A 12,952-nucleotide genomic window follows, 5' to 3' on the forward strand; every position below is an offset into this window, starting at 1 on the left:
AAAGTTTCAGGAACCGATACGCTGCAACGCCGCCTGCGTCAGGTATTTATCGTAAAGATCCCGGTCATTGACGCCGCTGCGATAACCACCGGGCAATTCCCTGACCTGTTCGAGGCGCGTGATGCGGTTCGTCTGCACATCATGGGCATGCACCCGGGTCCAGGACCAGTAAGGGTGCGCCCCGTCCATCACCCGATTCTCGCCGTCCTCGTAAATCGAAAATGCGCCATCGAAGGAGCGAAAGATATTTCCCTGCCTGTCGAAGCTCACCATGCTGAGCGGCAACAGGGTGCGCGCATCGAACCACACCCGCTTCCTGCTGACCGGCGCCCGCGGGTATTTGACGGGCTCCGCCTCGACCACGATCGCCTCCGGCACAAACTCCACCGCGGTATCCCAAAACGATAGACCCTTGGCCCCCCCGTGCGTTCCATGCTCCCAGTTCGGATGCGCCGCATTCCAGCTGCGCGATACCGCACCGAGCGCCGGTCCCTGGTGCACGATGCGATAGTTACCCCAGGTCAGGAACGGGTCGCCCGCGGCCCAGGCATCCGAGAGGTACAGCGTCGAGCCCGGAATCAGCGGTTCGAAGCGCTGGTTGGTCGGAAAGCGTCGCACACGCTTGAACGCCGGAAGATAACCGAACAGATCGGGATAGCGGTTCTGGTCATAGTGCCAGATATTCAGAAACGAGGTTCCGCGCACATCGTTCGGCGCCAGGAAGAAAATCGACTGGTAGCGCAGCTTGTCTTCGTGCCCGGGCATATAGGGCATCGGTTCGACACTCACCCGCCCGACCGGCGCGAGCTCCGCCCAGCACGACTGATACTCGTAGCCCAGCGCGCCCCTGTCATCGAGATCGTATTCGCGGATCGCATACAGCGAGGCGTCGTGTCGCCCCCAGCTCATGGTGATCCCGGCAAATACCTCGATGCCGCTGCTCGGGGACGGAAACGGATTGCCGCCGATCCACGGCTTGCCCTCGTCGGTGACGACATTGCCATCGGCGGCAAAACGCGCCCGGCCGCGGTTGCGCAGCGTCGCCTCGACGTACTCCCAGGGGCTGAGCCGCATGATGTCGGTGGTGGTGTCGAGCACCGTCAGTCGCCGACCCATCTGCGCAATCTGGGTGTACTGGATCGGATCGAGCAGGTCCCTGACCAGTTCCACGTTGTGCGCATCGATGGTGTCGCCCGCGCCCAATTTGCCTTGCGTATAACCCTCCAGTGACAGGGCCTCGTCGGGATAGGCGGCCGTGATATCCCCGTCCGCCGCGATCGCTTTCCACAGTGGCATGAGCACACCGGTCGCGAGCACGCCCTGCCCCAGCCGCTGCATGAATTGCCGGCGACTGTAAGCGTCATGATATTTGCGGATTCTCAAAATCCTGCGGCCTCCTGGATTACGTCACTCGATCCGGCACTGCGCTGCTGCGCGCTGACGCGTGCTCATGCGGCTGCAGACCCCGCCGCAAGTACGTCCCTGTAGGCTCGTGTCGCCATCCTGGCGACACACGGTCTGCTGCCGTATGAGCACGCGTCAGCGGGCACTCACCGCGACATCCCCTGGCGTTAACAATGATTTTCCTGCCGCAGCACGGAAAACTCCCGGTCTGCGGATTCATTCATCCTGGCACGATACACTCCTGCCCCATCCAGCAACGCGCAATGTTGCGGCTGGGCGCCCTCTGCCTGCGTCAACAGCGCCACCCGGCGCAGGGTTGCCTCGATCCAGTGATCGGAACCGACCGGCACCGCGCCCGCGATCTTTGCCCAGCCGCGTTCAGCGGCGAATCCGTCACCCGCCCGCTCGGCGCCTTCGGCGTAGATCCGCCAGGCATCTCCGGATTCGGCAAACCGGCCCACCATATCGGTCGCAACCGCAAACGCCTCGTCGTGACGACCCAACGCCGCGAGCGCCCGGTAGCGCACCAGCAGCAGCTGCCGTTGCCGATCAGGCTGGCTCGCGAAGCCGGCAACGCTCTGTGCGCACAGCGGTTCAAGCGCGGCATATTCGCCGCGCTGTTCGAGCTCCAGCAGAAAAGCCACCAGCTCCTGCTTGTCGGCGGCATCGGCGGAGGCTACCAGTTGCACGACGCGCGCCAGCAACGGATCCCCTGCCAGCGCCCGCAGCTCGGTCCAGGCAAGCACCCGGCGCAGGCCGGCATCTGCGCCGGCCTCGGTCCGCAATGTGGCTATCCGTTGCAGGATATCCGGTGGCGGCTGGCCCGCGGCGAGTTGCATCTGCAGGCTCAACGCCTGCATCGCGACGGGTTTGCGCTGCGCCCGCGGCAGCGCCTCGATCGCCGCCAGCGCCCGGCCCGCCGCCGCCGTGCGGGCACTCCAGTCGCGGGCGAGCGATGCGGCGCCGAATTCCTGGACCGCGGCGTCGAGGCGCACGCGCTCCACCGCGGCGCGGGTTCGCGGGTCGCCCCGGGCAGCGGCCAGATGTGCCACGGATTCGCTGCCGCCCGTGGCCAGCGCAAGGTGCGCCAGTGCGGCATCGGGATCCTCGGGACGGCGTGCCAGGAACTCGCGAGCCGCGCTGTCGAGCCGCTCGCGATTTACCGCTCCCGGCTGCGCGCGGTTGAGCTCCCCGGCCACCAGGAAAGCCAGCTTGGCCACATCATCGCCCAGCGCCGGGTCCTGCTGCAGGTTGTTGCACACTTCGAGCGCTTCACGTGCGTAGCCCAGCCGATAGAGAGCGACCGCGTAATGGTAGCGAAACGGCGCCGCATCGAAATCGAGATCGAAGCCCCGTTGCGCGATGAACTCGCGGTATTTCAGCACCGTGGTCTCGAACTGCCCGTTGGCATAGGCGTACTCCGCATCGAGCAGCAGGCCGATCACACCCATGTCGCGGCCCACGATCTCATCGCGCCAGGCGAGCATGCGCGCGATCAGCGCGTCGTCGAGATAGCCGGCATCGATCACCCGTCGCAGCCGCTCGGCTGCATCGCTGGCGATCACGTCATGCGCGCGGCGTTGCTCGAGAATCGCGAAAGCCTCCTCCCGCAGACGGCGCGCGATCGCCGGAGTGATCTCGGCACCGACATCGGGAAGGCCTTGCAATGCCTCGCCGCGGCGCGCGCGCAGCACCGCGAGCTCGCCGTCCACGATATCGGCGAGCGGATTGCCGGGATCGCCGGCCAGCGCATCGCGCAGCCGCGTGAGCCGGCTTTCGGCCGCCGCCACATCGTCACGCGCGAGCTCCACGTAGGCCATGCCGAGCCAGCTGCCGTACACCAGGCCGGGAAACAGGATCCGCACCGCCGTTGCCTGGAATCCGCGCTCGGCGCGCGACAGGGCCGGGATGCGCTGATCCGGCGCGCGCAGCGCGTCCGCCAGCGCCAGGTCGATCCAGGCCTGCCAGTAGCGCACCCCGGCCAGCGCATAATTGATGGCGTGCCACTGCTCGGAGCGATACAGCGATTCGAGCCGGGCTTCATCCTCGCCCGTCGTCGCTTCGAGGACCCGGATCCGGGCACGGCAGGCGCGATGCAGTTCGTCTCCGCTGGCACGCAATGCGGCGAGCGTGGCGGGGCCCTCGCGGCGCTCGCGGGCCGCACTCACCCGCTTGCCGTAATCGTCGACACCGTCACTGAACTGCTCGGGGCTCCAACTGGCCGCATGGCGTTCGATAGCGCTCGCCAGCACGGCGGTCTGTTCCACGGCACCCTGCGCCGCGGGCGTCAACGCCAGCCAGGCGATCAGGCATGCCCGCAGCCAGGCTCTCACAGCCCCTCCAGCAGCAGGCGCATCTCGGTCGAGAACTGCCCGCCCATGATCAGCGTAACCAGCTGGCGCGTGATATGGATATCGCCGTCCATCGTCGCGGCACTGCCACCGCCGGCCTCGGCGATCGATTCGAACTGCATCATGGGGCGATCGCGATACAGCGCGCGATTCACCGCCCGCCCGAGGCTCGCCTCGATCAGCGCGGGATTGGAGTCGTTGCTGACGTCGAGTGCCGAGAGCTGACCACCCGAACGCTGCAGCTCGCGCGCCAGGGCAATCGTACCGCCAAGCTCGTTTTCATGCGGCGGCGCATCGCCGATGAGCAGCACCACGCGTTTCGCACCCGGACGCCAGCCGGCGCGATTGACCGCCACATCCAGGCCCGCATAAACCGCCTCCTGCCAGCTTCCGCCGCCCTTCGCCTCCAGGGTATCGATGAAGCGAGCCAGCTTCGCGAGGCTGAAGGTCAGCGTTTGCTGGCGCACCACGAACTCCGGATCATCATGGTCGCGATACGCCACCACGCCGAAACGGGTCAGCGGTACCAGGGTGCGGGTGGCATCGGCGATGTCGCCCACGCGCCGTCGCACCTCGTCTATGACCCAGTCCATCGAGCCCGTCGCATCGATCACGAACACCACGTCGAGCCCGCTGTCGCGAAGCCCCTGCACATAGGCCGCGAAGCGATTGCTGGAATTGCTGAGCCCATTGCCGATGCCGCTGCCGAAGCCGGCCGTGCCCAGTCCCTGAACCGGCGGGCCGGCCCCGGGTGCCAGCGCCGGCAACGGCAGCTCGCTGCCGGCACCTGCCGCGGCGCGCATCGCGAGATTGACTGCCGACGGGGGTGGCGTGGCAGCGCTCGCCGCCAGCAACATCAGCGGTGGCTCGAGTTCCAGCGGCGGATCGAAACGCAGCTCCGGGCGCTCTTCTGGGGCGATGACAGCCAGCTCGATCGCACGATCGGTGGCGCGTTCGCGCGCGCTCCCGGCGGTGAGTTCCAGCCCGCGCCCGGCTTCGCGCGTCAACAGCAGATGCAACGCGAACGAGGCCAGCAGCAACAGTGACCACACGAGGATTCGTCGCGCCGCGCTCATCGGCGCAATGTCCGGCGTCGTACGACGGTTGGTGAGCGCCACACCGTGTTCAGGCCCGCGGACCGCGCCGCACCGTCACGATCGCGATCCGCGTGGCGCCTGCGGCCTTGAGCGCATCGATCACCGGCAGCAGCCGCGCGGCGCTGACCCGGGCATCCGCACGCAAGCGCAACCCGGTCGCGGCGCCGGGATGCTGCCGAATGCGTTGCTGCAATTGCGCCAGTGACAGCACCTCGTCGCCCCAGCCGAGCGCGCCGTCGGCGGAGAGCGTGATCTCGATGCTCCGCGCCGCGGCCATCGCATCGCTGACCGACACCGGTGAAACCAGGCCCTGCCCGACAAGGCGGCTCAGGTTGCCGACGATCAGGAAAAACATCAGCAACAGGAATATCACGTTGATCATCGGGATGAGCTTGTCATCGATGCTGCGGATGCCGTGCCTGGAACGCTCCAGCCGGATCATGGCGCGGCGCCCTCGAGTGCGCGCAGATCGACCCGCTCGAGCCCGTGCTCACGCAACACATCGCAGATATCCACGACCAGCTGCAGATCGACCGCGGGCGCCAGCGCAACGATCACCGGCGTGCCCGGTGCGCCGCGGCGTTGCTCGAGGAATGCGCCCAGCGTCGCGACCCCGAGGGTGCTTCCACCCGACCAGATCCGGCCGTCGGCAAACACCTCGAGACGCAGCGGCACGGGTCCCGACTGCGCCCCGGCACTCGCGCCGGTCAACGCCAGGCCCATCTGGCGGAATTCGCTGAAACTCGTTTCGAGGATGAAAAACAGCAACAGGATGAACACGATATCGATCAGCGGCGTCATCGCCACGCGACGCGCGCCGCGCGCACGGCCTGCCAGCAACATGAATCGTCCTCTCTTCAGGCTGCCCGGTACAACGACACGGTGAAAAGTCGCGTCAAACTGTCCTCCATGCGCTGGCGCAACTGCTCGACCTGGTTCTCGAGCAGCGAGTGCGTCATCGCAAAGGGTATGGCCACGCAAAGACCCACCGCGGTCGTGAGCAGCGCCTCCCATATGCCACCGGCCAGCGATCCGGCATCGGCATCGGCGCCCTGCACCGCAAGCCCCTGGAACACATCGATGATCCCCAGCACCGTGCCGAGCAGGCCCAGCAGGGGCGCGAGATACGCGACCTGTTCCAGCACGCCGAGCAGACCCGATGCATCCGCCAGCGTGCGTTGGGCGCGCCGCACGAGTTCCTCGCGCACCTGCTCGGGTTCCTTGCCCTCGCTCAGCCAGCGCATGCCATCGGCGAGCACCTGCAGCGTCGGTGCACGCGTGCCGAGGAGTGCCGTGCGGGCTGCATCCACCTCACCCCTCGCCCAGCACTCCATTGCGGTATCGGCCATGCGCGCTCCGCGGGTCAGGGCGCGGATCTGCACGGCCTTGAACACCGCGACCGCGAGCGCCACCACCGACATCGCGAACAGCACCACGACCACCGGTCCGCCGAGACGCACCAGTGACAGCGCATCGGCGAGCAACTCCTGCATCAGAATTGATAGCCGATACGCATACCGAGTTCGTCACCCCAGCTGAAAGTGCCCATCTGGTCGTCGTTGTCGCCGTCGAGAAAGTTGGCGTAGGTCTCGACGGTCCATGCACTCGATGGCTTCCAGCGCACGCCAGGCTGGATCAGGTAGCCACCCTCGGGATCGTAGAGCACCGCCAGATCAAAACGCCACATCAGGGTCGGTGATGGTTGCTGCAATGCGAAAGCGATCGCGTCGAAGCCTTTGCCATCACGGCCTGCGGGCGGCGAAGTGCTCGCGTCCCCGCCATAGCCACCGACCAGCCGGCCGAACATATCGCTCTCGGTTTTGTGCAGCCACTGCAGCACCATGTAGGTCGCCGGGAAGTTTTCCGAGAAGCGCTGGTTTTTCTCGAATACCAGCGATGTGGCCCATTCGTCGTGCACGGCGAATTCCTGCGCCAGCGCCAGGTCCGTGAACTCCTTGTCGGGCGTGTAGGTGGCCTCGAAACGCACGATCAACTGATCGAAGAAGGAATCCGGCTCGGCATAGAACATGTAGTTCATGCCGATACCGTAAATCTCCTCACGCGGGTACTTGCGCTCGATATGGCCGCGCAGATCGCCAAGACCGCCGAGTGCCTGCGAAAAGAAAGTATCGAGCAGCGTGGAAGCGGAAGCGTAATCATCGATCGCGCCCAGGCCGAATGCATCCTTGACCGGCTGGGCCACCCCCGCAGCGGCCGGGAAGTCGTCGAGCAGTTGCTGCAGGTTCGCACCATCGAGGCGCGTGAACCCGGCATATTCGAACCACTCGCGTGCGGTGTAAATGCCCTGGCCGGTGAACGGCTCGAACGGCGTCTGCGACAACAACTGCCCGGTGGTGATGCCGCTGCCGGGAATGGCTTCCGGATCGGGTATACCCGCCTTCGTGAATGGATTGACCTTGGAGGTGGTCCAGCGAAACGCGCCATCCGGATTGCGCCGGCTGACGGCCATGAACTGAAGACCGAGTTCACCGATCTGCCCACGCAGGCGCATGCCGAAGTTCCATTCGTCATCCACCTCGTCGAAGGCATCGGCCTCCTGGCGCACGAACTGGGTACCGATGGTGTTATACGGCGAATTCTCGGCGGCGTAGATGGTCGGGTTGAATTCCTGGGCGAATGCCTCGAGCTCCCACTCATTCTGGAAGCGGTAACTGCCGCGCACGCCAAGCGAGGGCACCCGCTCGTCGGCGTACTCCTCGGACGCCCAGTCGAGAAAGCTGTGGCGACGCAGATCGAGACCGTTCGGTACATCCAGCACGCGGAAGAAAATCGACTCTCCCCAGGCAATCTGCTGGTTGCCAACACGCACCCAGAACGGTCCGTCGCTGTAATCGAGATGGAACGAGGGCAGATCGATCATGAAATCGTCGCCGCACACTTCCAGACGCGAGCCGCAGTCACCGCGAAAATTCGCCTCGAACTGGTTCACGTCGCCGAGATCATTGTAGATGCCCGGATCGTAGTAGGCGCGCAGCTTCATCGAACCGGTCAGGTTCTCGGTGAACGTGGCCTTCACATCCAGCTCGCCGCGCGTCGCCATCAGGTTCCAGTCATTCGACTCGCTGTAGTCGGGTCGGGTGACGTCGACCGGGATCCCGAGGATATTGTTGAACACATAGTTTGGCGTGGGTTTGCCGTTGTAGACATTACCCTGCTGGTTGAACGGATTCTCGTCATCGGTGAGCTTGTAGGCCATCTCCTGGCGTACGAAGCCCGATACGTTGAGATCGAGCGCCAGCGCCGACGGCGCTGCCGCGGCGATGGATGCCAGCGTGATACCGCGGATTGCGGTTGCGAGTCTGGTTGAGTTGCGCATAAAAGACTCCCTCATTGGTTATGTTGTAGCCCTTGGTTTGCCGCGAAGAACGGAAGCTCGAGCACACGCCCCTCGTTCCCGACTGAAAAAATCCTCTTGCTCCCGGTCGCCGGTGCCAATGCGGCATACCATCCGACCGCGATATCGGCGCCTTCCATGGCGCTCCAGTTCTGCCCCTCATTGTCGCTGTGCAGCATCGAGCGCATGCCGCTGATCAACACGCCCGCACCGGGTGCGGACCAGACGTCCAGCAGCAGTGCGTCCACCGGCGAGGCAAGCTGCTCCCAGCTCGCACCGCCATCGACCGTGCGCAGCGCGCAGCCCTGCTGGCCTACCGCGTAGCCCTCGCCCGAGGGATCGATATGCAGGCCGAACAGCGAGGCATCGCCCTTGTACGCACGCTGCCAGGTTTTTCCGGCATCCTCCGAGCGCATCACGATGCCGAACTCCCCGACCAGCGTGATCACGCCCGCGTCGCTGACATCCACGTCGTAGAGGTGGGGATCGGCGAAATCCTCCACGATCGTCGGCCAGTCGAATACCGGTGCTTCCCAACGCTCGCCGGCGTCGTGCGAAACCAGTACCGAACCGAAGCCGCCGACCGCGACCGCAAGACCGGACCGGTTCAGGGCAACCGCCAGCAAGCGCTGTTCGGTGCCGGTTGCCACCGCTCGCCAGCCACTGCCGTCGTCGATGAACAACTCGCCCAGTTGCCCGACCGCGATACGCCGCCCCTCGCCGCAGGCAACACCGAGCAGCGCGAGTGTGGTGGGCTGGGCGGCAGCGGGCGTCCAGCCCGCCCCGTCCACATCGCTCTCGAGTATCACTCCGGCCGCGCCCACCGCGACGCCACCACGCGCGTCGAAGCACACATCGTAGAGCGCATCGTGGGCAATGCCCTGGTGCACGATGAGCGGCTCGCCGGCGAACGCCACGCGCACGCAGGCAAGCGCGATCAACGCGGCAATTGCACGCATCAGGTACCCATCCTGAGCAGGGACTGCATGGTCAGGTACTTGTCGTACATGCCCTCCATGTTGTACCCGGAACGGAAGCCGCCACGCACTTCCTCGGCCTGCACGAAGCGGCTCATGCGGTTGGTCTGCACATCGTGGCTGTGCACATGGGTCCAGGACCAGGCGGTATCGTTGCCATCCTTGCGTACCTGGTCGCCTTTTTCATACAAGCCGCCAGCCGGATGGAAGCTCTTCCACAGCTCGCCACGGCGGTCATAGGTGATATATGCCACATACATCATGTTGCGCACATCGATCCATACCCGCTTCTTGCTGACCGGCGCGCGCGGATAACCGGTGGGCTCGGCTTCGATCACGATGGTCTCCGGCACCAGTTCCATGGCGGTCTCCATGAAGGTCAGGCCTTTTGGGCCACCGTGCGTCGGGCGCTCGTAGTTGGTGCCCGGCCCCATCCAGTTCTCGCTCACCGCACCGAGCATCGGCTGGCGTCCGATCACCTTGTAGTTGCCCCAGGTGAGCATCGGGTCGCCGGCGGCCCAGGCATCCGACAGGAACAACGTGATACCCGGCACCAGCGGCTCGAAACGCTGGTTGGTGGGAAAACGGCGCACGCGCTTGAACGCCGGCAGATAGCCGTAGAGGTCGGGGAACTTGCGCTGGTCGTAGTACCAGGTATTGAGGAACGAGGTGCCCTTGGAATCGTTCGGGTAGTTGAACCACACCGACTGGTAGCGCAGCTTGTCTTCGTTTCCGGGCCAGTACGGACCACCGTCGCCAAGCAGCGCAACGGTGTTCTGCTCCGCCCAGCAGAAGTCGTATTCGTATTGCACGTTGCCGTCGGGACCGATATCCCAGTCGCGCACCGCGTACAGCGAATTGTCATGACGGCCCCAGCTCAAGGTGAGGTTTGCAAAAGCCTCCAGACCGTCCTTCGGATCGGGGAACGGGTTGCCGCCGATCCACGGCTTGCCCTCGGTGGTGACCACATTGCCGTCCGCATCGAGCTTCGCCTTGCCCTGGTTGGAAAGGGTTGCCTCGAAATATGGCTTCGGAAACAGGCGCGACACATCGGTGGTGGTCTTTACCAGGCGTATCTGGCGTCCCATCTGGCTCACCTGGATATAGGTGATCGGATCGAGCAGGTCCTTGACCAGTTCGACATTGTCGGCGGTGATCATGTCACCGGTCTTCATCTTGCCCTTGGTGTAGCCTTCGATGGACAGCAGTTCGTCCGGATAGGCCTTGGTGATATCGCCGGCCCGGGCTATCAGCGGCCACAGCGGACTGAGCACCCCGGCCGCCATGGTCCCTTTTGCCAACTTGTCGAGAAAGGTGCGGCGGCTGTAGTTGAAGTCATATTTTCTGATGCGCATTTTCGGATCCTCCAAAAGAAACCAGTGCTTTTAAAAAATTTTCAGGTCGCATATGCCGACAAATCCACCCCTTCCCCGACCAGCAAATCCTTCGAACCCACGAATCGCGGCTTGATCAGCCACACCAGCAGCGGCAACACGATCAGCGCGATGACCATATTGATCAACATCACCATCACCAGCAACAAACCCATATCGGCCAGGAACTTCAGCTCGGACAGGAAGTACCACGGAAGAATGCTGACCAGCACGATGCTGGCGGTAAAGAAGATCGCCTTGCCCGTGGTGCCCACCGCCGCGGTGATTGCTTTTTCATAACTGTTGTGCAACTGGTATTCCTCGCAGATACGGCTGAGCAGGTAAATGCCGTAATCGATACCCACCCCGATGCCGATGGCCGCGATCGGCAGCGTGTTCACGTCGAGCCCGATACCCATCGAGACCATCACCGTGCCAAGCAGCACATTGGAGAAATTTACCGGAATCAGCAGCATGATGCCGGCCACCAGCGAACGGTAGGCGTAACTGCAGCTGATCAGGATCACCAGGTTCAGCAAGCCGAGAATGATGAACTGGTAGCGATCGACGGTATCGTTGATCGACTGCTGCAGCGCGATGGTACCGGCCGCCACACGGATCCGGAACGCATCGTGCTCGGCACCCACTTTCTCGACCGCACGCCGCGCCTGGGCCAGCGCCCGGTCGACCGTTTCCTGCTTGTTGTCCTTGTACCAGAGCGACACCGTGCCATTTTCCTGCACGAAATCCGTGACATGCAGGAAGGCCTTGGGGCTGGAACCGAACAGCACCGCACCCGCCGCCGCCGCCACCGGTTCGTCGGCGGGGTCGAGCGGTGCCCACTTGGGATTGCCACCGCTGAACAGACGGTTGGCCTCCGGCAGATAATCGGCAAAGGACAGCGTGGCCTCGGGCGGAACTTCCTCGCTCTCGACCAGGCGTTGCAGCGCGTTCATCGTCGCGATGGTATCGGCCTGGTGCATCACCCGGCGCACATTGCTCTCGCTCCTGGCCTCGAACACGATTTCGAGGGTGTTGAGTCCCGGAAAATAGTCGTTGATATGCGCCACCGCCACGTTGTATTCCGAGTCGTCCCAAAGCAGGCTGCTGCCCTCGACCGGGTTGCCGACCTTCAGGTCGAGCAGGCGCAGCACGCCGAATATCGCGAGCAACAGCATGACCACGGCGGTTATCCGGCCCTTGCTGCCATAAGTCAGCGTCGACAGTCTCTCGAGCATTCTCTTGATCGAGGCGTGCAGCGAGGAGTGCTTCTCGTCAATGCCGATGATCGCATCCACGTTGCGCGGTTCGGGCAACATCGACAGCAGCAGCGGCGACAGGAATACATTGGTCGGGATCAGCATCAGCGCCCAGAAACCGCAGAACAGCGCGAAGCGCTCCATCGCGGGAATCGGGGCGACGGCGATCAGGAACAGACCCGCCGCATCGGTGATGATGCCGAGCGTACCGGGCGCCATCATCACCCCGAGCGAAATCTCCGCGGCTTTCCGTTTGTCACGAACGATGTGGTAGACCTCGTAGAAGCGCTCCGTGACCTGCACGCAGTGACTGAACGAGCGCGCGACGAGCAACAGCGGGACCACCATGATCAACGGCTCGACCGGCTGACCGAGCCAGCCCACGAAGCCAAACCCCCATATGGCCGCCGTGACGCTGGTAACCAGCGGCGCGACCACACCGGCCACATTGCGCATGTACAAAACGAGCGCCAGCAGCAAGGCCGTGGCCGTTACCCCGAATATCCCGAGCATCTGGTATTCGTAGCGATACACCCAGCCGGTCAGCATCGGCTGGCCTGCCACGAATACGTCGTGATCGGCATCGCGGTTGCGCTCGACCAGCTCCTGCACAAACTCGAAACTCTCGCCGTAGTTCAGCAACCGTTCGATGAACGTGGCGCGGATCAGGGTGGCGCTCTCGTCGGCGGAAATCAGGAACTTGCGCGAGTTGGGCGATTTTTCCACGCGGCGTCTGAATTCCGCCAGCTCTGCCTCCGTTGCCGGTGCGTGATCGCCCATCAGCGGCTGGCTGTCGATGCCGAATGGCGTCGCTTCCTGGAAGCGCGCCTTCTCGGTGGCAATCGACAGCACCTGGTCATGGTCAACCGCCGGCGTCAGATCGACATCACGGGTCATGTTCCAGATTTTCGCAAGCGTTTCGGGATTGTAGATGTCGCCGTCCTTGCGCCTGACCATGATCGTGATGGTGAGCGGGTTGCCGAAATTGGGATGGTCCTGGTAGGTCTGCACGAACGGATGGTTGGCTGGCAACAGGTCGGAGAAGATGGTTCGCAACTCGACCCGCGGCAAGCCGAGCGCAAAACCGGCCGTGATCGCGGTGAGCAGCGCCAGCGAAAGCCAGCGATGACGCATCG

Annotated in this window: 10 protein-coding genes; all 10 read right to left on the reverse strand. The window is 64.1% G+C overall.

Annotation, left to right across the window (positions count from 1 at the left end; all coding sequences use genetic code 11):
• Positions 1-6: 6 nt before the first annotated feature.
• The gene (locus IPF49_20045) at positions 7-1,296 is read right to left on the reverse strand and encodes a DUF1329 domain-containing protein (protein MBK6289882.1); all 1,290 of its coding nucleotides are present in this window, start codon (positions 1,294-1,296) and stop codon (positions 7-9) included.
• Positions 1,297-1,571: 275 nt separating this feature from the next.
• Positions 1,572-3,737, reverse strand: coding sequence for a hypothetical protein (locus IPF49_20050; protein MBK6289883.1), 2,166 nt, complete (start codon positions 3,735-3,737; stop codon positions 1,572-1,574).
• Positions 3,734-4,831: a VWA domain-containing protein gene (locus IPF49_20055; protein MBK6289884.1), complete on the reverse strand. Its 1,098-nt coding sequence runs from the start codon at positions 4,829-4,831 to the stop codon at positions 3,734-3,736. Before IPF49_20055 ends, IPF49_20050 begins: the two co-directional genes overlap by 4 nt.
• Before the next feature lie 49 nt (positions 4,832-4,880).
• Positions 4,881-5,294, reverse strand: a complete 414-nt coding sequence (locus IPF49_20060; GenBank protein MBK6289885.1) for a biopolymer transporter ExbD — start codon at positions 5,292-5,294, stop codon at positions 4,881-4,883.
• On the reverse strand, positions 5,291-5,695 hold the full coding sequence (locus IPF49_20065; protein ID MBK6289886.1) for a biopolymer transporter ExbD: 405 nt from the start codon (positions 5,693-5,695) through the stop codon (positions 5,291-5,293). Before IPF49_20065 ends, IPF49_20060 begins: the two co-directional genes overlap by 4 nt.
• Positions 5,696-5,709: 14 nt before the next feature.
• Positions 5,710-6,345 carry a MotA/TolQ/ExbB proton channel family protein gene (locus IPF49_20070; GenBank protein MBK6289887.1) on the reverse strand — a complete coding sequence of 212 codons (636 nt, stop codon included), beginning with the start codon at positions 6,343-6,345 and terminating at the stop codon, positions 5,710-5,712.
• Positions 6,345-8,189 carry a hypothetical protein gene (locus IPF49_20075; protein ID MBK6289888.1) on the reverse strand — a complete coding sequence of 615 codons (1,845 nt, stop codon included), beginning with the start codon at positions 8,187-8,189 and terminating at the stop codon, positions 6,345-6,347. Before IPF49_20075 ends, IPF49_20070 begins: the two co-directional genes overlap by 1 nt.
• A gap of 11 nt (positions 8,190-8,200) precedes the next feature.
• Complete coding sequence (locus IPF49_20080) at positions 8,201-9,166, reverse strand: hypothetical protein (GenBank protein MBK6289889.1); 966 nt, start codon at positions 9,164-9,166, stop codon at positions 8,201-8,203.
• Positions 9,166-10,539 (reverse strand): DUF1329 domain-containing protein, encoded by a 1,374-nt coding sequence (locus IPF49_20085; GenBank protein MBK6289890.1) that lies wholly within the window; start codon positions 10,537-10,539, stop codon positions 9,166-9,168. Before IPF49_20085 ends, IPF49_20080 begins: the two co-directional genes overlap by 1 nt.
• Before the next feature lie 41 nt (positions 10,540-10,580).
• Positions 10,581-12,950 carry an MMPL family transporter gene (locus IPF49_20090; protein ID MBK6289891.1) on the reverse strand — a complete coding sequence of 790 codons (2,370 nt, stop codon included), beginning with the start codon at positions 12,948-12,950 and terminating at the stop codon, positions 10,581-10,583.
• Between the last annotated feature and the right edge of the window lie 2 nt (positions 12,951-12,952).

Source organism: Gammaproteobacteria bacterium (assembly GCA_016705365.1).
GTDB lineage: Bacteria > Pseudomonadota > Gammaproteobacteria > Pseudomonadales > UBA5518 > UBA5518.

Bases quoted from the DNA above. Each gene is read 5' to 3' on its own strand.
- IPF49_20045 (MBK6289882.1), bottom strand. From the start codon at position 1,296: ATGCCACTGTGGAAAGCGATCGCGGCGGACGGGGATATCACGGCCGCC.
- IPF49_20055 (MBK6289884.1), bottom strand. From the start codon at position 4,831: ATGAGCGCGGCGCGACGAATCCTCGTGTGGTCACTGTTGCTGCTGGCC.
- IPF49_20060 (MBK6289885.1), bottom strand. From the start codon at position 5,294: ATGATCCGGCTGGAGCGTTCCAGGCACGGCATCCGCAGCATCGATGAC.
- IPF49_20065 (MBK6289886.1), bottom strand. From the start codon at position 5,695: ATGTTGCTGGCAGGCCGTGCGCGCGGCGCGCGTCGCGTGGCGATGACG.
- IPF49_20070 (MBK6289887.1), bottom strand. From the start codon at position 6,345: ATGCAGGAGTTGCTCGCCGATGCGCTGTCACTGGTGCGTCTCGGCGGA.
- IPF49_20075 (MBK6289888.1), bottom strand. From the start codon at position 8,189: ATGCGCAACTCAACCAGACTCGCAACCGCAATCCGCGGTATCACGCTG.
- IPF49_20080 (MBK6289889.1), bottom strand. From the start codon at position 9,166: ATGCGTGCAATTGCCGCGTTGATCGCGCTTGCCTGCGTGCGCGTGGCG.
- IPF49_20085 (MBK6289890.1), bottom strand. From the start codon at position 10,539: ATGCGCATCAGAAAATATGACTTCAACTACAGCCGCCGCACCTTTCTC.
- IPF49_20090 (MBK6289891.1), bottom strand. From the start codon at position 12,950: ATGCGTCATCGCTGGCTTTCGCTGGCGCTGCTCACCGCGATCACGGCC.